This is a genomic window from Sphingopyxis sp. PET50, assembly GCF_025244705.1.
In the GTDB taxonomy this organism is placed as follows: Bacteria; Pseudomonadota; Alphaproteobacteria; order Sphingomonadales; family Sphingomonadaceae; genus Sphingopyxis.
This window is the reverse complement of the sequence record NZ_CP104207.1, coordinates 2,773,907-2,798,749: the sequence shown is the minus strand read 5'-3', so window position 1 is coordinate 2,798,749 and position 24,843 is coordinate 2,773,907. Positions and strand designations below refer to the sequence as shown.

Here is a 24,843-nt window from a genome sequence, read left to right as displayed (position 1 = left end):
ACCAGCAAGCTGGAAAGTCTCGCTGCCCTCCCCTGAAGGGGGAGGGCGTGATATGATCCAACGTCCGCTCCCCACCCCCTATGTGGTCGTTGACTGCATTGCGTCTCGAGCCGGTGGACCGGAATGGGCCTTCGCCCACCCCGTCCCTCTCAAATCCCGTCGACCGCCTTGCTGACCAGGATATTCACCGCGACGCGGCGGTTCTGGGCCTTGCCCTCCGGCGTGCTGTTGTCCGCCGCCGGGTCGGCTTCGGCCATGCCGGTCGGGGTCAGCATGCGATAGGGCTTCCAGCCGCACGCCTGCTGCAGATGGTTCACCACGCGGCTGGCGCGCTTTTCGCTCAGTTCCTGGTTGAGTTCCTGGCTGCCGGTCGAGTCGGTGTAGCCGACGACGAGCAGCAGGGCATTGTCGGTGCTGTTGGCCTGGTTCGCCACCGCGCAGAGGTCGGCCTTCGCCTGTTCGGACAGCACCGCCTTGCCGGTGTCGAAGTTCACATTGGTCGTGGCCTTGACATTATATTGGTCGATGTCGCCGACGCGGCCGCGCAGCGCCTCGGTCGCCGCGGTCTGCTCGGCGAAGCGCTGGTCGGTGCCGGTGCGGATCATCGACGCGGTGCGCAGATCCTTGGTCTTGAGCGCGATCTGGTTCGCGACGAGGCCGCCGTCCCATTGCAGCGTGTCGATGGTCACCGGCAGGCCGTTGAGCAGCGAATCGGCGGCGAGCTTGTCGCGGTCGAGGCCGAGGAAGCCGCCGCTGCCCTTGATCTTCGTATAGTCGGCGATGGCGACGGTCTGGTTGCTGCCGTCGGCGGTGGTCACCTGCATCCGGCCGTCGGTGCGCGCCGAGATGATGCCTTCGACCTTGGGACCCTTGGTCATCTGATCGGGCGACGGCAGCATGCCATAGACGGTCGCGATCACCTCGCCCTCGGACGAGTCCTGCGGCTGCGCCGAAACGCCGGCTGTCGCGGTTCCGGCCAGCATCGCCGCCAGCAGCAAAATTCCCGGTTTTTTCGAAACGACGCCCATATGCTACTCCTTCAATGGGATCAGCAGGGCCGCCGTGTTTCAGATGACCCCTTCTGGCACAGGAATACTCCCGGCCGGGCCCCGAGTTGCGCGGGTTATCGGTCGCCGTGCACGGCTTACCCCATCATGGCCGCTCAGGCGTTGCGCGCCATCAGCCCGCCATCGACCGGGATCACCGCCCCGGTAATGTAGCTCGCCGCCGGGAGCACGAGGCTGAGCGTGACATGCGCGACCTCCTGCGGCTCGCCATAGCGGCGCAGCGCGGTGCGCCGCTTGGCGAAGATAGCCTTATCTTCCTCGGGCACCTTGTCGGTCATGCCGGTGCGGATCGGGCCGGGGCAGATGCAGTTGACCGTGATTCCCTCCTTGCCGAGGTCGACCGCGAGGCCGCGCGTCAGGCCGGTGACGCCGGTCTTGGCCGCCACGTAAGGCGTATCGCCCGGGGTCGCGCCGAGGCCTTCGGTCGAGGCGATGTTGACGATGCGGTCGGCGTCGCTGCGGCGCAGCCACGGCAGCGCGGCGCGGACCATGCGCTGGTGCGCGGTGAGCATCACCGCGATCGCCCGGTGCCAGATCGCGTCATAGTCGTCCCCGGCGTCGAGCGGGCAGAAGCTGGAGACGCCGGCATTGTTGACGAGGATGTCGATGCCGCCGAAGGCGGCGGCGATGTCCGCCACGACCGCCTTGATGGCGTCGCCGTCGGAGACGTCGAGGGCGAAGGCCCTGGCATGGGGGCCCGCTTCGGCGGCCACTGCCTGGCAGGCGGCGAGGTCGAGATCGGTGACCGCAACCTTCGCGCCTTCGCTCGCGAACAGCAGCGCGGTCGCGCGGCCCATGCCGCTCGCGGCGCCGGTGACGATCGCGACGCGGCCGACGATCGAGCGGGAGAGGGTGGGGATCGAGTTGGTCATGGCTGTCCTATGTCGCCGCCTCGCCTTCGCCGGGGCGACGTTTACCGGAACGGCGGCTCGTTGAACGCGCGCAGTTTGCGGCTGTGCAGCTTGGCGCCCTCGTCGCGCATCGTTTCGCACGCGCGGATGCCGATCTGGAGGTGGGCGGCGATCGCTTCCTCGTAGAAGCGGTTCGCCTGTCCGGGCAGCTTGAGCTCGCCGTGGAGCGGCTTGTCGCTGACGCAGAGCAGGGTGCCATAGGGGACGCGGAAGCGATAACCCTGCGCCGCGATCGTCGCCGATTCCATGTCGATGCCGATCGCGCGCGACTGCGAAAAGCGCAGCGCGCTGTCGGTGTAGCGCAGCTCCCAATTGCGATCGTCGGTGGTGACGACGGTGCCGGTGCGCATGCGCTTCTTGAGGTCCGCGCCGCTGGTCCCCGACACCGCTTCGGCGGCGCTCGCCAGCGCCTGCTGCACCTCGGCGATCGGCGGGATCGGGATTTCGGGCGGCAGGACGCCGTCGAGGATATGGTCGTCGCGGAGGTACGCGTGCGCAAGCACATAGTCGCCGATGCGCTGGCTGGGGCGAAGGCCGCCGCAGTGGCCGATCATCAGCCACGCCTCGGGACGCAGCACCGCGAGATGGTCGCAGATCGTCTTGGCGTTCGACGGGCCGACGCCGATGTTGACGAGGGTGATGCCGTCGCCGCCCTCCGCGATCAGATGATAGGCCGGCATCTGATGCCGGCGCCAGGCGCTGTCGGCGACGAGCGCGCTGGCATTGACCCCCGCCCGGTCGACATAGAGGCCCGCGGCGCCCGCGAGCGCAGTATATTTGCCCTGGCCGACCTGCGACCCCGCCCAGGCGACGAATTCGTCGACATAGCGGTGATAGTTGGTGAACAGGATATAGCGCTGGAAATGCTCGGGCGCGGTGCCGGTATAGTGGCGGAGGCGCGCGAGGCTGAAATCGGTGCGCAGCGCGTCGAACAGCGCGAGCGGCTGCGGCACCGCGGGGTCGAGCCCGAACAGCCCGTCGGCGAGTTCGTCGCCGATGTCGGCGAGCTCGGTGGTCGGGAAGTGGCGCGCGAGTTCGAGCGGGGTGACGCTCCCCATGTCCGACCCGTCGCTGGCGTCGAGCACATAGGGAAAAGGGATCTGCTGCCCGGTGCGCGTCACCTCCAGCGTCACGTCATAATGGCGGACGAGCAGGACAAGCTGGTCGCGCAGATAGTCGGCGAACAGGTCGGGGCGGGTGACGGTGGTTTCGTATATGCCGGGATGTTCGAAGCGGCCGAAGGAAAGATTGTGCCCCTTCTGCCCCTCGCGCGGCTCGCCGGTGGTGACGAGGCGGATCGCGGGATAGTCGAACAGCCCGGTCGCCGCGGCGTCGGCGGGCGGCAGCGTACTGTCATGGACATAGGCGGCGATGGCGGACTTGAGGTTGGCGACCGCGGTGCGGAACTTGCCCTGCAACTGGGCGATGATCGCATCGACGAGGATGGCGGGGTCGGCGGTTTCGGAATTTTGCGATGAGTTGGATGTCATCGCGACGCTGTTGCACGAAATTGTGACAAAAGGGAAGGGGCGAGGACGCTGCTCTCTCCCCTTCAGGGGAGAGATACGGAGGCTTGCCGAGCTTGTCCGGCTAGCCGCAGTTGAGAGGGGGCATGCCGCGCGAGCGCCCCGCCCCTCTCCAAGCTGCGCTGGCTCCTTCCGGAGCAAGCTGCGCTATCCTCTCCCCTGAAGGGGAGAGAGCTTCGTTCGGTCCTACAACTGCTCCAGCATATGGTCGGCGCTCGACACCTTGAACTCGCCCGGCGCTTCGACGTTCAATTGTTCGACGACGCCGTCGTTGACGATCATCGAGAAACGCTGGCCGCGCTTGCCCATGCCGAACGCCTTGCCGTCCATGGTGAGGCCGACCGCTTCGGCGAAATCGCCATTGCCGTCGGCGAGCATCGTCACCGCGCCGCGCGGCTTCGGCGTTCCTGGCCCAGGCGCCCATGACGAAGGCGTCGTTCACCGCGGTGCAGACGATCTCGTCGACGCCCTTCGCCTTGAGTTCGCCGGCCTTGTCGACGAAGCCCGGCAGGTGCTTGGCCGAGCAGGTCGGGGTGAAGGCGCCGGGGACCGAGAAGAGCGCGACCTTGCGGCCCTTGAAATAATCGGCGGTGCTGACCTGCTCGGGGCCGTTTTCGGTCACCTTGACCAGCGTGGTTTCGGGCAGCTTGTCTCCGGTCTGGATCGTCATCGTCGGCATCCTTCTTGCTTTGAGGGGATTGGGATCGGCGCAGACATTGGTTTGCGGCGCGCGGGAGTCAAGCGTCGCGGAGGAATTGGCATGGTGGAGAAATCGGGCAAGGGACTGGACCGCGACGCCCCGGCGAGGCAAGACGGGGCGATGGAAAGTGCGCGCCCCTGGTTCACCGGCCAATTGCTGCTCGCGCTGCCCGGCATCGGCGATCCCCGCTTCGAGCATTCGGTGATCGCGATGATCAGCCATGACGAGGACGGCGCGATGGGGATCGGCATCTCCGACCCGATCGGCGGCATGACCGTCGGCGCGGTGCTCGATCAGCTCGATATCGCGCACGACGGCGATCCGCTCGACGCGCCGGTCTTTCTCGGCGGGCCGGTCGAGCAGACACGCGGTTTCGTGCTGCACAGCAGCGACTGGGGCGGCGAAGGCGCGGTCGAGGTGGCGGGACGCTGGACCGTGTCGAGCTCGCACGACATCTTGCGCGCGATCGGCGAGGGGCGCGGACCGTCGCGCTGGCTGGTCGCGCTCGGCTATGCGGGATGGGTCGGCGGCCAGCTCGAGGACGAGATGGTGCGCCACGGCTGGCACGTGACGCCGGGCAGCGACGCCCTGCTGTTCGACACGCCGCCCGAACAGCGCTGGCAGGCGGCCTTCGCCGAGGCTGGGATCGATGCGCGCTTGCTGACGACCGAGGGCGGCGAGGCATGATCTGCGTTGGCCGGGATTCGCGCCAAGAGAAAATCAAAAAATGGCCGTTCGCCCTGAGCCTGTCGAAGGGCCGTTCTTTCTTTGCGACGGAGAAAGGAAGAATGGTGCCCTTCGACTGCCTTGCAGGCGCTCAGGAGAACCTTCGACAAGCTCAGCACAAACGGCCGATAATTTGGCTTTGATCAGCGCGCCAGCGCGAGCAGCGGGCGGCCTTCGGTCAGATTGGCGAGAGCGGTGCGCGCCGCCCAGCGCGAGTCGACATAGCGGCCGTCCGACAGTTCGAGGTCGTAGCGGATCGGGCTGCCGATCGCCGCTTCATAGGCGGCGGCGGCCTCGTCGGTGCGACCCAGACGGGCGTAAGCGGTGCCGAGATTGATGAGCCGCGAGGGGTCGCGGGCATCGACGGCGGATTCGCCGGTCAGCTTGGCGACGGCGGCGCGATTGTCGCCGGCCTTGAGCTCGGCATAGGCGACCGGCAGCGCATCCGAATCGGCCTGCGGACCCGTGACGACGATGATCGATTGCGCGGCGGCCGGGGTCGCGAAAGCGAGGGCGACGAGCGGCAGCAGAATTTTTTTCATCTCTGGTATCTCCCCGAAAACTTGGGAGGATTTTCCGCCCGGACCCGGGAAAAGTCAATATTTCGAGCTCTTTGTAACACTGATGTCACAAAGACGAATTAGGCTCATCGCCAAGGCGTATTATAAGTCTGGATTTTCAGAATCTTGTCTGCCGGGATTCGCTGTCACATTCGGGGCACGCGGATTGTCACAATTGCGCCTGCCGAAAATTTATTTTCGCCGCTCCGCGATTCCGCGGCGGTTTTCACGTGCCGTTGCGACGGGATTCGCTGGGGCGCCATGGGCCCGCCCTTCGGTTCGACGAAGCGGATTTGCGAACGCGCGCCGCCCCGGCCAGATGCTCCGGACTTGCGATATAAAGAAAAGTTTATATTTGATCGCGGGCGCGCTTTGAGCTAGGGCGCGCACGATAATTTCGTGGCCGCTCGCCTGCGGTCGTACTTGCCAGACTGGAGAATCCCCCGTGGCCACTCTTGCCGCCGACACCCGCGATTATGTCGTTGCCGACATCGGCCTCGCCGATTTCGGGCGCAAGGAAATCAACATCGCCGAAACCGAAATGCCGGGCCTGATGGCGCTGCGCGCCGAATATGGCGCCGCGCAGCCGCTGAAGGGCGCGCGCATCACCGGCTCGCTGCACATGACGATCCAGACCGCGGTGCTGATCGAGACGCTGACCGCGCTCGGCGCCGAAGTCCGCTGGGCGACGTGCAACATCTTCTCGACGCAGGACCATGCCGCCGCCGCGATCGCCGCGACGGGCGTGCCGGTGTTCGCGATCAAGGGCGAGAGCCTGGCCGATTATTGGGACTATGTCGGCCGCATCTTCGACTGGGGCGTCGAGGACGGCACCACCGCCAATCTGATCCTCGATGACGGCGGCGACGCCACCATGTTCGCGCTGTGGGGCGCGAAGCTCGAGGCCGGCGAGACGATGCCGGCGCCCGAGAATGAGGAAGAGATCGAGATGCAGCGCGCGCTGAAGGCGTTCGTTGCCGCCAACCCCGGTTACCTCACCAAGACGGTCAAGGCGATCAAGGGCGTGTCGGAGGAAACGACGACCGGCGTCCACCGCCTCTATCACATCGCCAAGAAGGGAGAGCTGCCCTTCCCCGCGATCAACGTCAACGACAGCGTCACCAAGTCGAAGTTCGACAACCTCTACGGCTGTAAAGAGTCGCTCGTCGACGCGATCCGCCGCGGCACCGACGTGATGCTCGCGGGCAAGGTCGCGACCGTCAGCCGGCTTCGGCGACGTCGGCAAGGGCAGCGCCCAGAGCCTCCGCAACGGCGGCGCGCGCGTGCTCGTCACCGAGATCGACCCGATCTGCGCGCTGCAGGCGGCGATGGAAGGGTTCGAGGTCGTGTCGATGGACGAGGCCGTCCAGCGCTCGGACATCTTCGTCACCGCGACCGGCAACGCCGACGTCATCACCGCCGAGCATATGGCGGCGATGAAGAATATGGCGATCGTCTGCAACATCGGCCACTTCGACAGCGAGATCCAGATCGCGGCGCTCGCCAACTACAAATGGACCGAGGTGAAGCCGCAGGTCGACCTGGTCGAATTCCCCGACGGCAAGCAGATCATCATCCTGTCGAAGGGCCGCCTCGTGAACCTCGGCAATGCGACGGGCCACCCGAGCTTCGTGATGTCGGCGAGCTTCACCAACCAGACGCTCGCGCAGATCGAACTGTGGACGCGCAGCGAGCAGTACAAGAACGACGTCTATGTCCTGCCGAAGCATCTCGATGAAAAGGTCGCGGCGCTGCACCTCGAAAAGCTGGGCGTGCATCTGTCGAAGCTGACGCAGAAGCAGGCCGACTATATCGGCGTGCCGGTCGACGGGCCGTTCAAGCCCGATCATTATCGCTATTGATCGAAGAAGGGGTTCTTGCCCCGTCGTTCGGTCCATCCTCGTCATTGCGAGGACCCCGGACTTGATCGGCGATTATGCCTTTCCGACAAGTAAGCGTTCCCCGGCGAAAGCCGGGGTCCAGATGGGGCAGCGCCATTCCTCGTGGACCCCGGCTTTCGCCGGGGAACAGGCTCTATCCTTGTTTGGAGGGTATATACGCCGACTTGATCCGGGGGACGCGGCAATCCAGAGTGGGCGTAAACCGCCCTGGATTGCTTCCCCCGGCTTTCGCCGGGGTCGCAATGACGATGGGGTGAGACGAAATCTGTGGACGGCGCGCTCATCGGAAGATGTAGCGCGCCGTTTCGCTGTGACATGCGATTGAAACATGACTCCATCGCCTTTACGGCTGGCGATCATGGCACGGGCGTCGGCGGGCAAGCAGCGGGAGCGTGACGGAGGATGAGCGGCACGCTGTCCCCGACCCTGACGTTCGCGCTCGGCGGCTTCGCGGCGCTGTGGCTGATGCTCGGCATCTGGGCCGCCGGGCGCGGCCTCGCGATGCAGCGCCGTTCGGCCTTTGCCGCCGCGCAGACCGAACGGCTCGCGAGCCTGGTCGAGGCTTCTCCCTATCTGCCGGTCGTGGTGCGCGGCGACTGGCGCATCGAGGCGAGCGAGCGGCTCGGGCGCTGGCTGGGTCTCGAGCGCGGCCCGCGCAATTTCGACGAGCTGCGCGGACTGAACGCGGGGATCGAGGCGAGCGAGCATGAGGCGCTGCGCCAGGCGATCCTCGGCGCGCAGCGCGGCGCCAAGCCCTTCCGCATGAGCCTGCGCCCGCAGGGCGGCTCGCGCACCATCCTGGTCCATGGCGGTCCCGCTCCGGCCGCGATCGGCGGGTCGGGCAGCGTGCTGCTGTGGCTCGACGACGCCACCGAAAGCCTGTCGTCGCAGATCGCGCTCAAGGCCGAGCGCGACGAGGCGATGGCTGCGTTCGAGGCCCTGTCCGGATTGATCGAGGTCGCGCCCTTCCCGATGTGGTTCCGCGACACCCGGCTCGAGCTGGCGCTGGTCAACCAGGCCTATGTCAGCGCGGTCGAGGCGAAGAGCGCCGATGCCGTGATCGAACAGGGCATCGAACTGCTCGAACCCGTCGCCGGGGTCAGCCCGGGCGAGGCGGCGGCGGCGGCGCGGGATGCGGGCGCGGCGCAGCTGCGCACCGTGCCCGTCACCATCGCGGGCGAGCGGCGGATCATGCGCGTCGTCGATGTGCCGCTCGCACCGCAGGGCGGGCAGCCGATCGGCGTCGCGGGCTATGCGATCGACGTGCAGGAACTGGAGAGCGAACGCGGCGCGCATCGCCGCTTTGCCGAGACGCAGCGCGAACTGCTCGACCGGCTGTCGGCGGCGGTCGCGCAATTCGGCCCCGACCAGGGCCTCGTCTTCGCCAACCAGCCGTTCCGGCGGATGTTCGACCTCGACGCCGACGGCATCGCCGAGGCGCCCGCCTTTGCGCGATTGCTCGACGCCTGGCGCGATTCCGGGCGCACGCCCGAGGTGCGCGACTTTCCCGAATGGCGGCAGGCGCATGTCGACTGGTTCGCGAAGGCCGAGGCGAGCGAGGAGGAGTGGCTGCTGCGCGACGGCACGCATCTGCGCGTCGTCGGTCAGCCGACCCCCGATGGCGGACTGCTGCTCATCGCCGAGGACCGCACCGAGCAGGTCCAGCTCGCGGGCGCGCGCGACACGCTGCTGCGGGTGCGCACCGCGACCTTCGACAATCTGTTCGAGGCGGTGGCGGTGTTCGCCCCCGACGGGCGGCTGCACCTGTGGAACCAGCGGTTCCGCCGCCTGTGGGGCGTCGACGAACCGACGCTGGCGGCGCATCCGCGCGTCGATGCGCTGATGGGCGGGCTCGCCGACCGGCTGGCAAAACCGAACCAGATCAGCATCGTGCAGGAGGTGATCCGCGCCGCGACGCTCGAACGCACCCAGCGCGCCGGCGAGATCCGTTTCGCCGACGGGCGCCATTTCGACTTCGCCGCGATCCCGCTGCCCGACGGCAACGCGCTGCTCATCATGCTCGATGTGACCGCGAGCCGGAAGATGGAAGGGGCGCTGCGCGAGCGCAACGAGGCGCTGGAGGCGGCCGACAAGGTGAAGACCGCCTTCCTGTCGCGGATGAGCTACGAACTGCGCACGCCTTTGACGTCGATCGGCGGCTTCGGCGAGATGCTGCAGGCGGGCTATGCAGGCAAGCTCAGCGAGCAGCAGCGGGTCTATGTCGATGCGATCATGGATTCGGTCGGCGTGCTGGGCCGGCAGATCGACAATGTGCTCGACCTCGCGCAGGGTGAGGCCGGAACGCTGGCGGTCGAGCGCGCGCCGGTCGATGTCGCGAATTTGCTGACCGGCGCGCTCGACGAAGCCAGACCCTTTGCGACGGCGGAAGGGGTCGAGCTGGTCGGAAATCTGTCGGCGGACCTCGGCAGCATCGCAGGCGATGCCGCCCGCCTGTCGCGTCTGGTGGCTAGCTTGCTCGACAATGCGGTGCGCTACACCGCGCCGAGCCGCAAGAAGGGCGGGCGGGTGCTGCTGCACGCCGATGGCGACGCAAGGGGCGTGGACATCATCGTGTCCGACAATGGCCCCGGCATGCCCGACGCGGTCGCGGCGGTGACGAAGGGCCAGCAGGCCGGGACGCAGAGCGGCGGCATCGGCCTCGCCCTCGCGCGCCAGCTCGTCGCCGCGCACGGTGGGACGATGGAGGTGGTGAGCGAGAAGGGGCAGGGGACGCTGGTGCGCGTGAGCCTGCCGCGGGGTGGATGAAGATGCCCTATGTTTCGCTTTGCCGCGTGCGTAGAACAGATTCGCGCAGAGGCGCAGAGGACACGGAGAAATGGATTGGGTTCACGCGGAGACGCGGAGGCGCGGAGATGTGGCGCCCGCCGCGAAGCGGTTTTCTATCTGCGACGTCGCATCCTGACGACAGCTTCAAGATGGAATGGGACCTATCGGCCCAAGAGTCCTTCTCCGCGTCTCCGCGTTTCCGCGTGAACAAAAAATCTCTGCGCGCTCTGCGCCTCTGCGCGAATCCCCTCCGCGGTTCCGGCTTAGCAATCCCGCATATGAATGTCACCATTCCCTACACCCTGGCCGAGGCCGAACGGATCGGCGCGGCGATCGGCGCGGCGCTGATGCCCGGCGATGTCGTGCTGCTGTCGGGCGACCTCGGCGCGGGCAAGACGACGCTGGCGCGCGCGATGCTGAAGGCGCGCGGGCTGGCGGGCGAGGCGCCGAGCCCGACCTTCGCGATCGTCCAGCCCTATGCCCCGCCCGAGGTCGATTTGGCCGTAGCGCATGTCGACCTCTACCGGATCGAGGAGGAGGACGAGCTGATCGAGCTCGGGCTCGACGATTATCTCTACGACGGTGCGCTGCTGATCGAATGGCCCGAACGGCTGGGGACGCAGGGCTGGCCCGACGCGCTGTCGCTGACGATTTCGGGCAGCGGCGGCACCCGCATCTTGACAGCCGCGGTGCCGGCGTCTTGGGGGAGCCGATGGCCGCTCCGATGATTCCGCCCGCGCATGCGCCCGCCTTCCTCGCCGCGCATGGCTGGGGCGGGGCCGATATCTTGCCGCTGGCGGGCGATGCGTCGTTCCGCCGTTATTTCCGCATCGTCGATGGCGACCGCCGCGCGGTGCTGATGGATGCGCCGCCGCCCGAGGAAGACCCGCGGCCGTTCGTCGCTGTCGCCGAATTTCTGTGCGAGCAGGGGCTGAACGCCCCGACGATCCTGGCGCGCGATCTGGAACGCGGCCTGCTGTTGATCGAGGATTTCGGGGATGTGCGGCTGCGCGAGACGGTGGACGCCGCGCTGCAGGATGAAATGCTCCACTATGCCGGGGTGACCGATTTGCTGGTCCACCTTCACGCGCGGCCGCCGATGGCCGGCCTGCCGGTGCACGGGCTGGACCAATGGCTGGACGAGGTGATGCTGTTCAGCGACTGGTATTGTCCGGCGCTGGGGCTGGAGGTCGATCGCGACGCATTCCGCGCGGCGTGGGAGGCGGCGCTGACCCCCGTCGAAAAGGACGGACTGCCGCGCGTCACCGTGCTGCGCGATTTCCATGCCGAGAATATCATGCTGGTCGCCGGCAAAGAGGGCGTCGAGCATTATGGCTTGCTCGATTTCCAGGACGCGCTGGTCGGCCATCCGGCCTATGACCTCGCTTCGGTGCTCGAGGACGCGCGCCGCGACGTGAGTCCGGCGGTCGAGGCGGCGATGCTCGCGCGCTATCAGGGTGCGACCGGGCGGGAGATCGAGCACGCCTATTGGGCGCTCGCGGCGCAGCGCAACACGCGCATTCTCGGGGTTTTCGTGCGGCTGTGGAAGCGCGACGGCAAGCCCGGATACCGCCAGTTCCAGCCGCGGATGTGGGGGCTGCTCGAACGCGATCTCGCGCATCCGGCGCTCGTCCCCGTCCGGCAATGGTTCGATGCCAATGTGCCGGCCGACAAGCGGGCGGAGGCATGGTCGTGACGGCAAAGATCGAGAGCGCGATGGTGATGGCGGCGGGGCTGGGCAAGCGGATGCGGCCCTTGACCGCGACGCGGCCCAAGCCGCTGGTGCGCGTCGCGGGCAAGCCGCTGATCGACCACAGCCTCGACCGGATCGAGGCGGCGGGGATCGGGCATGTCGTGGTCAATGTCCATTATCTCGCCGATGCGCTCGAAGCGCATCTCGCGGCGCAGAAACGATCGTTCACCATCGTGACTTCGGACGAGCGCGCGCAATTGCTCGAAACCGGCGGCGGGATGGTCAAGGCGCTGCCCCTGCTGACCGGCGACCCGATCCTGATCGTCAACAGCGACAATATCTGGACCGACGGGCCGCAGGACAGCATCGGGCAGCTCGCGCGCCACTGGGACGGCGACCGGATGGATGCGCTGTTGCTGGTGATCCGCCAGGCGAGCGCGACGGGACATGGCGGCAAGGGCGACTTTCACATGGATCCCGTTGGCCGAGCTGTCGCGCCGCAGGCCGGGACGGATCGCGCCCTTTGTCTATACCGGCATCCAGCTCGTTTCGCGGCGTTTCCTGAAAGACGCGCCCGAGGGGCCGTTTTCGACGATGATATTGTGGGAACGTTCGATCGCGGCGGGGCGGCTGTTCGGCCTGTCGCACATGGGCCAGTGGTTCGATGTCGGCACCCCCGCGAGCATCGCGCCGACCGAAGCCGCGCTGACCGATGGCTGACGCCAAACCGGCCATCTTCTCCATCCCGGTCCACCGGGCGTTCGCCGATGCGCTCGCCGCGGGGCTGATCGCGCGCTTCGCCGACGGTGCCTTGGGGCTCGCCGAGGGGCTCATCCTGCTGCCGAGCAACCGGGCGCGCAGCGCGGTGCAGGCGGCCTTCGTGCGCGCGGGCGGGCAGGGCCTGCTGATGCCGCGGCTCGCGGTGATCGGCGACGCCGACCTCGACGAAGAGGTCGCGCTGGCGCTCGACGCGATCGACGATGACCAGCCGTTGCCGCTGCGGCGATCGACCCGCTGCGCCGCCGGCTGATGCTCGCCGCGCTGATCGAGCGGTTCACGCCCGAAGGTCAGGCGCCGATCGCGGGCGCCGCGGCGTTCCAGCTTGCCGACGGGCTCGCGCGGGTGATCGATCAGCTTCATTACGAGGAAGTCGCCGTCCCCGAACTCGTCGATCTCGATCTCGGCGCCTTTGCCGGTCACTGGCAGGCGTCGCTCGGTCGGCTGCGGCTGCTCGTCGATCATTGGTCGCAGCGGCGCTGGCGGGGACGGGCGCCATCGATCGGGCGGAACGGCGCAACCGCCTGCTCGACCGCGTGGGCGCGGCATGGCGCGCGGCGCCCCCGGCGCGGTTCGTCGTCGCGGCGGGCGTGACGGCGGCGGCGCCCGCGATCACGCGGCTGTTGCGTGACGTCGCCGATCTGGAGCGCGGCATGGTCGTGCTGCCGGGGCTCGACCGGGCGATGAGCGCGGGCGAATGGGAGGCGCTCGGCCCGTTGCGTCCCGATCCCGACGATCCGGCGCGGCCGCTGGAAACGCATCCGCAATATCATCTGAAACTGCTGCTCGATCGTATGGGCGTGGCGCGCGGCGAGGTGGCCGAGTGGGCGGCGGCTTCGCCCTTCGACGGGCCGGAGGCGCGCACGCCCTTCGTTTCGCTGCTCTTCGCGCCCGCCGACTATAGCGTCGAATGGCAGGCGGCGGGCGACCTGTCGGAGGCGCTGGCCGGGATATCCGGCGCGGTCTTCGCCGACGACGGGCAGGAGGCGCAGGGCATCGCACTCCTGATGCGCGAGGCGATCGAGACGCCGGGCCGGACCGCGGCGCTGGTGACCCCCGATCGCGCGCTTGGCGAGCGCGTCGCGGCGGCGCTGACGCGCTGGGGCATATCGGTTGACGACAGCGCCGGTCAGCCCTTGTCGCGGACGCCGCCCGGCGCGCTGCTGCTGCTGCTCGCCGAGCTGGCGGCGGCGTTCGATCCGGTGGCGCTGGTCGCCTTGCTCGGGCATCCGCTGGTCCGCGCAGGCGGCGAACGCGGCGGCTGGCTCGATCAGGTCCGGCGGCTCGACCTGCTGCTGCGCGAACCGGGGCTGGTGCCCGGCTGGGACGGCATTTCGCAGCGGATCGCGGCGCGAGTGGCGGACCCCAAGGCGCGCGGCCATGGTCTTGCGACACAGATACAACCCTGGTGGGACGAGCTGGCGGCGGCGCTCGGCGAGGCGCTCGCTCCCTTTGCCGCGCCCGCGCCGCCCGCGACCCTGCTCGCGGCCTTGCAGGCGGCGCTCGGCTGGCTCGCGGGCGACGGCGTCTGGGCCGGGCCGGCCGGCCGGTCGCTCGGCGGCCTGTTCGACCGCTGGGCGCTGGCCCGCGGTGACGGGCCGGCGCTCGTCGAGCCGCAGGATTTCCCCGACATGCTGCGGCAATTGCTGGCGCAGGAAAGCGTCAGGCCGCCCTATGGCGGACATCCCCGCCTGTTCATCTGGGGCCTGCTCGAAGCGCGGCTGCAGCGCACCGACCTGATGATCCTCGGCGGGCTCGACGAAGGACGATGGCCCGCCGCGGCGACCCCCGACCCCTGGCTCGCGCCGGGGATCAGGCGGCTGCTGGGCCTGCCCGCGCCCGAGCGGCAGCAGGGGATGGCGGCGCATGATTTCGCCGGGGCGCTCGGCGGGCAAGAGATCGTCGTGACGCGCGCGACGCGCAGCGGCGGCGATCCCGCGGTCGCCTCCCGCTTCTGGCTGCGGCTCGCGGCGCTCGGCGGCGCGCTGCCCGAACCCGCACCGGGCGGGGTGCCGCTGACCCGGCTCGCGGCGCAGCTCGACCTGCCGCCGGGCGATCCGCAGCCCGCCGGCAAGCCGCGGCCCGCGCCGCCCGCCGCCGACCGCCCGCGCAGGATCAGCGTTACGGGAGTCGATAGGCTGGCGCGCGATCCCTTTGCCTTTTATGCCGACCGGATGCTCGGCCTGTCGGCGCTCGACCCGCTGAGCGCCGCGCCCGATCCGCGCTGGTACGGGACGCGGCTGCACAAATTGTTCGAAAATTGGGTGCTGGCCGGGGCGAGCGCTGCGGCCTTCGAGGCCGAGCTCGATGCGCTGGCGCACGACCCCGCGCTCGATCCGATCGCGCGCGCCTTCTGGCTGCCGCGCGTCGAGCCCGCGCTGCGCTGGGCCGCCGAACAGGTCTGGGCGGCGAAAGCGGAAGGGCGCGAACCCGTCGGGGTCGAGGTGAAGGGCGAGCATGTGGTGCGGGGCATCACGCTGCACGGCAAGGCCGACCGCATCGACCGCGACCGCGAAGGCCAGCTGTCCATCGTCGATTATAAATCGGGCGCGGCGCCGGGCGCGAAGGCGGCGTCCGACGGGGTCGACAACCAGCTCGGGCTGCTCGGCCTGATCGCCGAAATGGGCGGGATGGAGAAAATCGACGCCGCCCCGGTCGGCGCGCTCGAATATTGGAGCCTGCGGCCCGACCGCCGTCGCCGGCGGGGCGGGCAGGATTTCGCTGACCTATCATGCGCGCAGCGACCTCAAGAGTGCCGAGGATGCCATAGCGCGGGCCGCCGACGTGCTGTTCGAGATCAGCGCCGACTATCTGACCGGCGAGGCACCCTTCGCGCCGGGCGACGCGCGGGGCTATGGCGATTACGACCAGCTGATGCGGCGCGACGAATGGTTCGGACGGGGCGAGAGCGAATGAGCCGACCGTCCGGCCTCGCCACGCTCGACGCGGGACAGGGCGCCGCCGCGCATCCCGCGGAGCATGTCTGGCTCAACGCGTCGGCGGGCACCGGCAAGACGCAGGTTCTGTCGGCGCGCGTGCTGCGGCTGATGCTCGACGGCGTATCGCCCGAGGCGATATTGTGCATCACCTTTACGAAGGCGGGCGCCGCCGAAATGGCGCATCGCATCCACGAACGGCTCGCCGCCTGGGTGCGGATGGAGGATGGCGAGTTGCGGCTCGACCTGAAGGCGCTGGGCTTCGACCTCGATCTGCTCGGTTACGATGCGGGGGTGCCGAAATTGATGGCGCGGGCGCGGGCGCTGTTCGCGACGGTGATCGACAGTCCCGGCGGCGCGATCCGGGTGCAGACGATCCACAGCTTCTGCCAGACGCTGCTTGCGAGCTTTCCGCTCGAGGCGAAATTGCTGCCGGGCTTTCGCCCGATCGAGGAGGACGAAGCCGCCGCGTTGCAGCGGCGCGTGCTCGGCGAGGTTCTGGCGCTGCCGGGCGAGGAGGGCGCCGCCTTGCGCGCCGCGGCGGCGCAACTCGCGCGGCGGCTGGGGCAGGAGGCGGCATTGTCCTTCCTGTCGCGCTGCGCGGCGGTGTTCGGCGGACCGGGGGCGTCGCTGTCGCCGGGCGCGCGCGACCTGCGCGATGCGTTCGGGTTGCCGGCGGGCGATGCCGATGCCTGGATCGGCGATGAGCTGGCCGCGGGTGCGATCGACGATCGCGATATCGCAGCGGTCGCGGCGAGCGGGGCGGCGTGGGGGACCAGGACGGGCCTCGCGCGCGCCGACCTGATGGCCGCATGGCTGGGGGCCGATGCCGCGAAACGTAGCGCGATGCTCGGCGAATTGCGCGGCTGTTTCCTGACCGGCGCGGGCGACATGCGCGCCGATTTCGCGGGCGACAAGGGCCGGATGCGGGACTGCCTCGACCATGCGGCGCGCATCGTCGCGGCCGCCGACCGCCTGTCCGGCACCGCCGCCGCGATGCGGCTGGCCGACGAACTGGCGGCGGCATGGCGGCTGGGGAGCCGTTTTGCCGAAAGTTATGCGCTGGCGAAGCGCGAACAGGGGCTCGCCGATTTCGACGACCTCATCACGCTGGCGGGGACGCTGCTGCGCGTCAGCAGCTTCGGCGAATGGGTCCGCTTCAAGCTCGACCAGCGCACCGACCACATCCTCGTCGACGAGGCGCAGGATACGAATTTGCGGCAATGGGGGATCGTCGAGGCGCTGGCGCGCGAATTTTTCGCCGGGCTGGGCGCGAAGGAAGACCGCAACCGCACGCTGTTCGCGGTGGGCGACCGCAAGCAGGCGATCTTCGGATTTCAGGGCACCGATCCCGAGGCGTTCGAGCACGCCAGGACGCTGTTCCAGCTGCTCGGCGAACAGGCCGAGCCGGCCGGTGAAAGAGGTCGATCTCGTTTCCAACTATCGCTCGACCCCGGCGGTGCTCGGCGTCGTCGATGCCTGGCTGGCGGCGGGCGGCGCGGCGGCGATGGGCCTCGACGGCGACGAACCGCCGCACTACCCCATCCGCGACGCGCACGCCGGGCAGGTCGAGGTCTGGGCACCCTTGCCGGTCGACAAGGCGCTCGACGCCGGCGCCGAGGAAGCGGGCGAGGACGGAACGACCGGCGATTCGACGGTTCCCGCGAGCGATCCCGCCTCGATGCGGCTCGCGCGGGCGATCGCCGACGAAGTGCAGCGCTGGATCGCCAACGGCAAGGACGGGCGGCCGGTGGCGCCGGGGGATATCATGATCCTCGTGCGCCGCCGCCGCGACCTGGCGGCGCGGATCGTCGCGCGGTTGCAGGCGCTGCATGTCCCGGTCGCGGGTGTCGACCGCTTCGCGCTGACGCAGCCGCTGGCTGTGCAGGACCTGATGGCGGCGATGCGCTTCGCGGTGCAGCCGCTCGACGACCTCAACCTCGCGTCGTTGCTCGTTTCGCCGCTGATCGGCTGGACGCAGGACGAGCTTTATGCCCGCACGCACCGGCGCGGCCGCGCGGCCCTGTGGGAGCATCTGCGCAGCGCCGAAAGCGATATGCCGGCCGCGACGATGGACGCGCTGCGCCAGTTGCTGCGCATGGGCGATTTCACGACGCCGTTCCGGTTCCTGGAAGCGGTGCTGTCGGGGCCGATCGACGGGCGCCGCAAACTCTATGCGCGGCTGGGGCGCCAGGCGCGCGATCCGGTCGACGAATTGCTGAGCCAGGCGCTGGCGTTCGAGCAGCGCGAGACGGTGTCGCTGCTCGGCTTCCTGACGCAGATCGAGGACAGCCGCAGCGACGTCAAGCGCCAGACCGAAGCGCGCAGCGACGTCGTGCGGGTGATGACGGTGCACGGGTCGAAGGGGCTGCAGGCGCCGATCGTCATCCTGGCCGATGCGACCGACGATCCGGGGGTCGGGCATCGCCCGTTCAGCGTCGATATTGCGGGCTGGGAAAAATTGCCCGTCTTCGCGGTGCCGACCGACGAACGCCATGGTGCGATCGCCGCGGCCTATGAAGCGGCGGCGAAGGCGGCGTCGGAGGAACATTGGCGGCTCTTCTATGTCGCGATGACCCGCGCCGAGGAAATATTGGTCGTCGCGGGCGTGACGAAAAAGGCCGACCTGACGGTACCGGAAGACAGCTGGCACGCCGCCGCCGAGCGCGCGCTGCTAGGCATGGGAAGCGACGTCGAGCCGGCAGGCGGCGATTGGGGCACGCGGCGCGTCCATCGCGCGAACGCCGGAAAATGGGCGCCGCGCGCCGGCAAGGCGGCGGCGGTCGCGCCGCCGCCCGCCGCGCTCCCCGAATGGGCGCATCGTCCCGCGCCGGAGGAGGCGCGTCCGCCGCGTCCGCTGGCTCCTTCGGCGCTGGGCGAGGACGATGTCGCGGTGCCGCCGCAGGGGTCGGGACGCGCGGCGGCGGTCGAGCGCGGGGTCTTGCTGCACGCCTTGTTCGAACGCCTGCCGCCGGTCGCGCCCGGGCGGCGGCACGCCGCGGCGCTGCGTTGGCTGGACGCGCAGGCAGCGGGGCTGGACGCCGCCGCGCGAACGGCGATGGCGGACGAGGTCCTCACGGTGCTGGACGATCCCGCCCATGCCGCGCTCTTCGGGCCGGGCAGTCTCGCGGAGGTGCCGCTGTCGGCGGTGGTCGACGGCGCGGTCGTTGCGGGCATCGTCGACCGGCTGCTGGTGACCGACGATGCGGTGGCGGTGATCGACTACAAGACCGGGCGGCATGTGCCCGGGCGCGCCGAGGATGTCGCGCCGGCGTACCTCAGGCAGATGGCGGCCTATCGCGACGCGCTCGCGGTGATCTTTCCGGGGCGGCAGGTTACGGCCGCGTTGCTCTACACCGCAGGGCCGAAGCTGATCGTGCTGGATGATGCGACGCTGGCGCCGCACAAGCCGGGCTTGCCGAGCAACCAAGGCGAATTTGCCGGGTTCGGGGCTTGAGCCGGGCGCGCCGACTGCCTAGCTAGGAACCAAGCAGATTTTCAGGAGACCTTGGATGGGTACCAAAGCGATTACCGACGCCAGCTTCCAGGCCGACGTCCTCGACAGCGACACCCCCGTGCTCGTCGATTTCTGGGCCGAATGGTGCGGTCCCTGCAAGATGATCGGCCCCTCGCTCGAAGAGATTTCGGACGAACTGGCGGGCAAGGTGGTGATCGCCAAGCTGAACATCGACGATCATCCCGAAGCGCCGGGCAAATATGGCGTGCGCGGCATTCCGACGATGATCCTGTTCAAGAATGGCGAGATCGCCGACACCAAGGTCGGTGCGGCGCCCAAGAGCGCGCTCAAGGGCTGGCTGGAAGGGGCGCTGGATGCGCCGGGTGCGCAGACCGCCTAGATCAAATTGCGTGAAATCTGAATCACTCCGTATCCCCGAGCGAAGACGAGGGGCTCGTTCGAGCGAAGCGAGAACCTGCTCACTGCCTCGACTTCGCTCGGCATAGCCCCTCGTCTTCGCTCGGGGAGGCGGTTCAGGTTTAGCGCACGATGCTCTAATTTCTCGCTTTCGAAATAGCGAAGCCGGATATCCCATCGCCATCCCGGCGGGGTGGCGGTCGGAAGTTCTCAGCTCCGGTAATCGGCGTTGATGCTGATGTAGCCGTGCGTCAGGTCGCAGGTCCACACCGTCGCGCGGCCTTCGCCCAGGCCGAGGTCGGCGCCGATGCGCACCTCCAGCCCTTTGAGATGCGCCGCGACCGGCGCCTCGTCATAACCGTCGACCGGCAGGCCCTGTTTGGCGACCCAATGGTCGCCGAAACGGATCGCGAGGCGGTCGCGGTCGGCGGGTTCGCCGGCCTTGCCCACCGCCATCACGACGCGGCCCCAGTTGGCGTCCTCGCCCGCGATCGCGGTCTTGACCAGCGGCGAGTTGGCGATGGCGAACGCGACGCGCTTGGCGCTGTGATCGTCGGCCGCGCCGGTGACCTGGATCTCGATGAATTTCGACGCGCCTTCGCCGTCGCGCACGACCTGGTGCGCGAGGTCGAGCGACACCGCCTTGATCGCGGCATAGAGTGCGTCGGTTCCCGCATCGTCCCAGGATTCGAGTACCGCATTGCCCGCCTGTCCGGTGGCGAAGAGCAGCACGGTGTCACTGGTCGATGTGTCGCTGTCGACCGTGATGCTGTTGAAGCTGCCCCCGGTCGCCTCGGTCAGCATCTGTTGCAGCAGCGCGGGCGCGACCGCGGCGTCGGTGAAGATATAGCCGAGCATCGTCGCCATGTCGGGGGCGATCATGCCCGATCCCTTGACGATCCCCGCGACCTGCACCGTGCGGTCGCCGACGATGGCGCTGGCGGCCGAGCCCTTGGCGAAGGTGTCGGTGGTGCAGATGGTTTCGGCGGCGGCCTTCCATGTGCAGGGCGCCGCGGTGAGCGCGGCCGCGACTCCGGCGCGCGCCTTGTCCTTGGGCAGCGGCACACCGATGACGCCGGTCGAGCTGACGAAAACCTCGCTGGCAGCGCAGCCGAGATGATCGGCGACCTGGCCCATGATCTGCTCGACCGCCTTGCGCCCGCGATAGCCGGTGAAGGCGTTGCTGTTGCCCGCGTTGACGATCAGCGCGCGCGCCGTGCCGTCCCTGACCTGTTCGCGGCCGAGTTCGACCTCGGACGAGCAGCAGATATTGCGCGTGAAGACGCCCGCGACCGCGGTGCCCGGCGACAGCTCGACATAGGTGAGGTCGCAGCGGTCCCATTCCTTGTACCGCGCGCGCGCGATGCGGAGCGTCACGCCGGCGATGTCGGGGAGCGCGGGAAAGGCGGCGGGGGCGAGCGGGGAGCGGGTGGTCATGATGGGGGTGCCTGTAGCGGGTGGCCGTCCAAAGCAAAACCCCTCCCGCAGGCGGGAGGGGCAGTGAGACTTGGGCGCGCGCGCCCTAGTCGCAGCGGGGTGGGCAAGGCGACGTAGCTTGCTCGCTACGCTCGCGCCCACCCCTTAATCCCCTCCCGCCTGCGGGAGGGGAGACCCGGTTATGCCGGAATGCCGCTGATCGCCTTGATTTCCATAAAATCCTTGAGCCCGAACAGACCGCCCTCGCGGCCGTTGCCCGAGGCCTTGTAGCCACCGAAGGGTGCGCCCGGAGCCGGGCCCCAGCTGTTCACCGCGACCATGCCGGCGCGCAGCTTCGGCGCGACGTCGGCGGCCTTCGCCGGGTCGCCCGAGATCACAGCCGACAGGCCGTACTCGGTGTCGTTGGCGATATCGACCGCCTGGTCGAGGTCGTCATAGGCCATCACGGTCGCGACCGGACCGAAGATTTCCTCGTTCGCGATGCGCATGTCGCGCGTCACGCCCGAGAAGACGGTCGGCTTGATATAATAGCCGCGGTTGACATTCGACGGCAGGCCGGTGCCGCCGGTCTCCAGCGTCGCGCCCTCGTCGATCGCCGACTGGATCAGGCCCTGGATCTTGTCGAACTGCGCCTTGTTGACGACGGGGCCGATATGGCCGCCCTCGGCCATCGGATCGCCGACCTGGGTGCCGTCGAACATCGCCTTGATGACGCCGACCGCTTCATCCTTGCGGTCCTTGTGGACGAGGATGCGCGTCGGCGCGATGCAGCTCTGGCCGGTGTTGACGAGCACGCCCTGCACCGTCGGGGGCAGCACGGTTTCGAGGTCGGCGTCGGGCAGGACGAGGTTCGGCGACTTGCCGCCCAGTTCCTGATGGACGCGCTTGACCGTGTCGGCGGCCGCCTTGGCGACGAGGATGCCGGCGCGGGTCGAGCCGGTGAAGCTGACCATCTCGATGCCGGGGTGCGATGAGATCGCGTTGCCGACGGTCGGGCCGTCGCCCTGCACCAGATTGAACACGCCCGGCGGCACGCCCGCGGCGTCGAGAATCTCGGCGAAGATCACCGCGTTGCCGGGGCATTCCTCCGAGGGTTTCAGGATCATCGTGTTGCCGCCGGCGAGTGCCGGGGCAACCTTGAGCGCGATCTGGTTGAGCGGCCAGTTCCACGGCGTGATCATGCCGACGACGCCCATCGGTTCATAGACGACGGTATTCGGCCCGTGTTGTTCCTTGAACTCGAAACTCTTGAGCGCGGCGATCGTGCCGAGAAAGCCGCCGATGCCGGCGCCGACCTGCGCGGTGCCCGCGAAGCTGACGGGCGCGCCCATTTCGGCGGCCATCGACTTGGCGAGATCGGCCCCGCGCTTCTTATATTCCTCGACGATGCGGTTCAGCAGGTCGAGCCGTTCCTCGCGGGTGGTCTGCGAGAAACTCTTGAAGGCTTCCTTCGCCGCGGCGACCGCGTCATCGACGTCGGCCGCGGTGCCGAGCACGACGGTCGAGGCCGCTTCCTCGGTCGCGGGGTTGATGACGTCGTGGAGCTTGCCGCCCTTGCTGTCGACCCATTGGCCGCCGATGTAATTTTGTTTCAGGTGCGTTTCGGTATCGCTCATCGTCTTTCTCCCATCGGCGGTTACGTATCGGATTGCTACCTAATCACGGCGGCGGATGAATCAAGCGCACTCTGGCGCTAAATTTGGCGCGCTCAGCGCTTTTCAGCAGCCAGACGTGACATCAGGATGGCAGCGCGGGTCGCCTGCCGCTCGATGCTCGGCAGGTCGACCGCCTCGCCGGGGGCGTGGTCCCCTGTGCTGTAGGGACCGAGTCCCGCCAGCCCGTCGACATCGGCGGCGACGAAGCTGATGTCGCCCGCGCCGCGCTTCAGCGGGTCGAGCGGCGCCATTTCGGCAAGGCCGAGGTCGCGGTTCACCCCGTTGAGTTTTGCCAGAAGCGCGCGGTTGCCGTCGGTCGGCGCCATCGGCGGATAGCCGCCGGGGTCGAAGGCGAGGGTCGCGCCGGTGCCGGGGGCATGGTCCGCGACGATCGCCGCCATCCGGGCCTTCACGCGCGCCGCCTGTTCGGCCGACAGGGTGCGCAGGTCGCCGCGGGCGATCGCGATGGGGGCGATGATGTTGGTCTTGCCGCTGGCGGTGGCGCGGATGCCGCCGGGGTCGAGTTCGGCCTGCTGACCGCCCGCGATCAGCCCGACGTTGAAGGTGAGGTTCGGTTCGGGAAGCTCGGTGCGGAAGCGCGCGATGATGCGGGTGAGTTCGTAGATGGCGCCGTCGCCCGCCGCTTCGCTGAAGATGCCCGAGCTGTGCGCCGACTTGCCCGTTGCGGTGACCGTCCAGCTTTCCGACGAGCGCCGCGCGACCGAGCCCATGTCGGCTCCATTGTCACGAACCAGCCCCTCGAAATCGAGCGCGACGTCGCTGCGCTTGCCCGCCTCGATCAGGTCGGCGCGCGCTTTCTCGATCGGGTCGCCGGCATCCTCCTCGTCGCCGGTCATGTGGATTTCGATATTGGCGTCCTTCAGCGTCCCCGCCGCCTTCATCGCGCGCAGCGCCGCGACGATGACGACCATGCCGCCCTTGTCATCGCCCGCGCCGGGGCCTTCGCCCCTATCGCCCCTGCGGACGAAGGTCTGGAAAGGCGAATCGGGTTCGAACACCGTGTCGAGGTGCGCGATGAGGAGAAGGCGCTTGTTGCCTTCCTTGCCTTTGTGCACCGCGATCAGATGGCTAGGCGCGCTTCGTCTCGGGAGTCGGTTTCCAGGTGACCGCGAAACCCAGCGGTTCGAGTTCGGCGCGCATCATCGCGCCGACCTTTTCGACGCCTTCGAGGTTCAGCGAGCCGCTGTTCTGGTTGACGAGGCGTTCGAGCAGCGCGACCGAACGCTCCTGCTCGGCGGTCACCGTTTTCGCCATCGCCGTTTCCGCCTTCGACAATTTCGCCTGCGCGGCGGGCGCGAGCACGAGCGAAGCGGCGAGGAGGGCGGCGAGCGGCAGCGATTTCATGAAGGGGGCTCCTGAGCGGGGAGCCACATAGTGGCGCGCGATGCGCGGCGCCGCAAGCCCGGGTCAAGCGGCGTCCTTGACCTCGTCGAAATCGTCGAGCTTTTTCAGCGCCTCATAGGCGATCGCGTGCAGCTTCGCGGTATTGACCGCCAGCCCCTCGGTATCGTGGCCCTTGAGTTCGTCGACGTTGAAGACGACGCGCGTCCTGTCGGGCGCCAGTTCCTCCAGCGTGAATTTCAGCCCGGTGGACACCGCGCCGTCGTCGATGCTGTAAAGGATGTGCATCTCGCGCGGGATTTCCATCGCGACGGCATATTTGACCTTATGGGCGTCGGGCCGCTGTTTCGGGGCGACCGCTCGACCATTCGGGATCGTTCCTTTCGACCACCAGCTCATAAAGCTTGGTCGACCCGCCGTTGGTGACGAGCGGCAGGCCGGTGTCGGTGCCGTCGCCGAACATCCGCGCGAACACTTCCTCGCGCGGGGCCGCGACCGTGCGGGTCTGGCTGACCAGTTCGATCGCCTTGCCGCAGCCCGCGAGGAACAGCATCGCCGCGATCATCGTGAATTTGCGCATCATCGACCGTGCCCCTGTCCGCCGTGCGGCCGCTTTAGCAGCCGCGGGTTAGGAAAGGGTGAGCGACACCTGTAAAGAATGTTTGACAGGCAGTACAGGACGGGTGTAAAGAGTATTTGACAGGCGTGAGGATGGCAGTTGGAAAATCGGGTGCGCGATTATCGTGAGGCGGCGGGATGGAGCCAGGGCGAACTGGCGCGCCGGCTGCGCGTGTCGCGGCAGACGATCAATGCGGTCGAGACCGATAAATACGACCCCAGCCTGCCGCTCGCGCTGCGCATGGCGAGCCTGTTCGGACTCGAAGTGCGCGAATTGTTTATCGATCACTGGATGCCGGAGAAGGAATGATGG

At 68.4% G+C, this 24,843-nt stretch carries 17 protein-coding genes and 5 pseudogenes; 12 read left to right on the top strand and 10 right to left on the bottom strand.

Annotation, left to right across the window (positions count from 1 at the left end; all coding sequences use genetic code 11):
* Positions 1-149: 149 nt before the first annotated feature.
* The 4 genes and pseudogenes from N0A20_RS14605 to N0A20_RS14590 form a co-directional block, all read right to left on the bottom strand.
* On the bottom strand, positions 150-1,028 hold the full coding sequence (locus N0A20_RS14605) for an OmpA family protein (protein WP_260581065.1): 879 nt from the start codon (positions 1,026-1,028) through the stop codon (positions 150-152).
* A gap of 134 nt (positions 1,029-1,162) precedes the next feature.
* Positions 1,163-1,939, bottom strand: a complete 777-nt coding sequence (locus N0A20_RS14600; protein WP_260581064.1) for an SDR family NAD(P)-dependent oxidoreductase — start codon at positions 1,937-1,939, stop codon at positions 1,163-1,165.
* Between the two features lie 41 nt (positions 1,940-1,980).
* Entirely contained in the window at positions 1,981-3,468 is a 1,488-nt protein-coding gene (locus N0A20_RS14595) for an AMP nucleosidase (protein WP_260581063.1), read from the bottom strand.
* A 222-nt stretch (positions 3,469-3,690) separates the two neighbouring features.
* A pseudogene (locus N0A20_RS14590) lies at positions 3,691-4,174 on the bottom strand (peroxiredoxin).
* A 150-nt stretch (positions 4,175-4,324) separates the two neighbouring features.
* Here N0A20_RS14590 and N0A20_RS14585 point away from each other — a divergent pair.
* The gene (locus N0A20_RS14585; protein ID WP_260583923.1) at positions 4,325-4,891 is read left to right on the top strand and encodes a YqgE/AlgH family protein; all 567 of its coding nucleotides are present in this window, start codon (positions 4,325-4,327) and stop codon (positions 4,889-4,891) included.
* Between the two features lie 182 nt (positions 4,892-5,073).
* Here N0A20_RS14585 and N0A20_RS14580 read toward each other — a convergent pair whose 3' ends face one another.
* Positions 5,074-5,472, bottom strand: coding sequence for a hypothetical protein (locus tag N0A20_RS14580; RefSeq protein ID WP_260581062.1), 399 nt, complete (start codon positions 5,470-5,472; stop codon positions 5,074-5,076).
* A 463-nt stretch (positions 5,473-5,935) separates the two neighbouring features.
* Here N0A20_RS14580 and ahcY point away from each other — a divergent pair.
* From ahcY to trxA, 10 genes and pseudogenes are all read left to right on the top strand, one after another.
* Positions 5,936-7,352, top strand: a pseudogene (gene ahcY / locus N0A20_RS14575) (adenosylhomocysteinase).
* Positions 7,353-7,793: 441 nt separating this feature from the next.
* On the top strand, positions 7,794-10,157 hold the full coding sequence (locus N0A20_RS14570; RefSeq protein ID WP_260581061.1) for a PAS domain-containing sensor histidine kinase: 2,364 nt from the start codon (positions 7,794-7,796) through the stop codon (positions 10,155-10,157).
* A gap of 299 nt (positions 10,158-10,456) precedes the next feature.
* Positions 10,457-10,906, top strand: a complete 450-nt coding sequence (gene tsaE, locus N0A20_RS14565) for a tRNA (adenosine(37)-N6)-threonylcarbamoyltransferase complex ATPase subunit type 1 TsaE (protein WP_260581060.1) — start codon at positions 10,457-10,459, stop codon at positions 10,904-10,906.
* On the top strand, positions 10,903-11,874 hold the full coding sequence (locus tag N0A20_RS14560) for an aminoglycoside phosphotransferase family protein (protein ID WP_260581059.1): 972 nt from the start codon (positions 10,903-10,905) through the stop codon (positions 11,872-11,874). The genes tsaE and N0A20_RS14560 overlap by 4 nt, the downstream gene beginning before the upstream one ends.
* Positions 11,865-12,591: pseudogene (locus N0A20_RS14555) on the top strand (nucleotidyltransferase family protein). The gene N0A20_RS14560 and the pseudogene N0A20_RS14555 overlap by 10 nt, the downstream one beginning before the upstream one ends.
* Positions 12,584-12,901: a hypothetical protein gene (locus N0A20_RS14550; protein WP_260581058.1), complete on the top strand. Its 318-nt coding sequence runs from the start codon at positions 12,584-12,586 to the stop codon at positions 12,899-12,901. The pseudogene N0A20_RS14555 and the gene N0A20_RS14550 overlap by 8 nt, the downstream one beginning before the upstream one ends.
* Complete coding sequence (locus N0A20_RS14545) at positions 12,901-13,242, top strand: hypothetical protein (RefSeq protein WP_260581057.1); 342 nt, start codon at positions 12,901-12,903, stop codon at positions 13,240-13,242. The genes N0A20_RS14550 and N0A20_RS14545 overlap by 1 nt, the downstream gene beginning before the upstream one ends.
* A pseudogene (gene addB / locus N0A20_RS14540) lies at positions 13,128-16,904 on the top strand (double-strand break repair protein AddB); the annotation flags it as partial. The gene N0A20_RS14545 and the pseudogene addB, both read left to right, overlap by 115 nt.
* A gap of 934 nt (positions 16,905-17,838) precedes the next feature.
* Positions 17,839-19,041: a PD-(D/E)XK nuclease family protein gene (locus N0A20_RS14535; protein ID WP_260581056.1), complete on the top strand. Its 1,203-nt coding sequence runs from the start codon at positions 17,839-17,841 to the stop codon at positions 19,039-19,041.
* 55 nt (positions 19,042-19,096) lie between these two features.
* A complete protein-coding gene (gene trxA, locus N0A20_RS14530) occupies positions 19,097-19,441 on the top strand; it encodes a thioredoxin TrxA (RefSeq protein ID WP_260581055.1) in 345 nt (114 codons plus the stop codon).
* A 227-nt stretch (positions 19,442-19,668) separates the two neighbouring features.
* Here the strand turns inward: trxA and argJ are convergent, their stop codons facing one another.
* From argJ to N0A20_RS14505, 5 genes and pseudogenes are all read right to left on the bottom strand, one after another.
* Positions 19,669-20,895: a bifunctional glutamate N-acetyltransferase/amino-acid acetyltransferase ArgJ gene (gene argJ, locus N0A20_RS14525; protein WP_260581054.1), complete on the bottom strand. Its 1,227-nt coding sequence runs from the start codon at positions 20,893-20,895 to the stop codon at positions 19,669-19,671.
* A gap of 179 nt (positions 20,896-21,074) precedes the next feature.
* Entirely contained in the window at positions 21,075-22,511 is a 1,437-nt protein-coding gene (locus tag N0A20_RS14520) for an aldehyde dehydrogenase family protein (RefSeq protein ID WP_260581053.1), read from the bottom strand.
* 92 nt (positions 22,512-22,603) lie between these two features.
* Positions 22,604-23,915: pseudogene (locus tag N0A20_RS14515) on the bottom strand (M20/M25/M40 family metallo-hydrolase).
* Between the two features lie 63 nt (positions 23,916-23,978).
* Complete coding sequence (locus N0A20_RS14510; protein WP_260581052.1) at positions 23,979-24,218, bottom strand: hypothetical protein; 240 nt, start codon at positions 24,216-24,218, stop codon at positions 23,979-23,981.
* Positions 24,219-24,237: 19 nt separating this feature from the next.
* Positions 24,238-24,495, bottom strand: a complete 258-nt coding sequence (locus N0A20_RS14505) for a hypothetical protein (RefSeq protein ID WP_260581050.1) — start codon at positions 24,493-24,495, stop codon at positions 24,238-24,240.
* Between the two features lie 135 nt (positions 24,496-24,630).
* Between N0A20_RS14505 and N0A20_RS14500 the strand changes: the two genes are divergently transcribed.
* Positions 24,631-24,840: a helix-turn-helix transcriptional regulator gene (locus N0A20_RS14500; RefSeq protein ID WP_260581049.1), complete on the top strand. Its 210-nt coding sequence runs from the start codon at positions 24,631-24,633 to the stop codon at positions 24,838-24,840.
* The last annotated feature ends 3 nt before the right edge of the window (positions 24,841-24,843 follow it).

Coding starts and splice junctions, on each gene's coding strand:
- N0A20_RS14605 (WP_260581065.1), bottom strand. CDS start 1,028: ATGGGCGTCGTTTCGAAAAAACCGGGAATTTTGCTGCTGGCGGCGATG.
- N0A20_RS14600 (WP_260581064.1), bottom strand. CDS start 1,939: ATGACCAACTCGATCCCCACCCTCTCCCGCTCGATCGTCGGCCGCGTC.
- N0A20_RS14595 (WP_260581063.1), bottom strand. CDS start 3,468: ATGACATCCAACTCATCGCAAAATTCCGAAACCGCCGACCCCGCCATC.
- N0A20_RS14585 (WP_260583923.1), top strand. CDS start 4,325: ATGGAAAGTGCGCGCCCCTGGTTCACCGGCCAATTGCTGCTCGCGCTG.
- N0A20_RS14580 (WP_260581062.1), bottom strand. CDS start 5,472: ATGAAAAAAATTCTGCTGCCGCTCGTCGCCCTCGCTTTCGCGACCCCG.
- N0A20_RS14570 (WP_260581061.1), top strand. CDS start 7,794: ATGAGCGGCACGCTGTCCCCGACCCTGACGTTCGCGCTCGGCGGCTTC.
- tsaE (WP_260581060.1), top strand. CDS start 10,457: ATGAATGTCACCATTCCCTACACCCTGGCCGAGGCCGAACGGATCGGC.
- N0A20_RS14560 (WP_260581059.1), top strand. CDS start 10,903: ATGATTCCGCCCGCGCATGCGCCCGCCTTCCTCGCCGCGCATGGCTGG.
- N0A20_RS14550 (WP_260581058.1), top strand. CDS start 12,584: ATGGCTGACGCCAAACCGGCCATCTTCTCCATCCCGGTCCACCGGGCG.
- N0A20_RS14545 (WP_260581057.1), top strand. CDS start 12,901: ATGCTCGCCGCGCTGATCGAGCGGTTCACGCCCGAAGGTCAGGCGCCG.
- trxA (WP_260581055.1), top strand. CDS start 19,097: ATGGGTACCAAAGCGATTACCGACGCCAGCTTCCAGGCCGACGTCCTC.
- argJ (WP_260581054.1), bottom strand. CDS start 20,895: ATGACCACCCGCTCCCCGCTCGCCCCCGCCGCCTTTCCCGCGCTCCCC.
- N0A20_RS14520 (WP_260581053.1), bottom strand. CDS start 22,511: ATGAGCGATACCGAAACGCACCTGAAACAAAATTACATCGGCGGCCAA.
- N0A20_RS14510 (WP_260581052.1), bottom strand. CDS start 24,218: ATGGAAATCCCGCGCGAGATGCACATCCTTTACAGCATCGACGACGGC.
- N0A20_RS14505 (WP_260581050.1), bottom strand. CDS start 24,495: ATGATGCGCAAATTCACGATGATCGCGGCGATGCTGTTCCTCGCGGGC.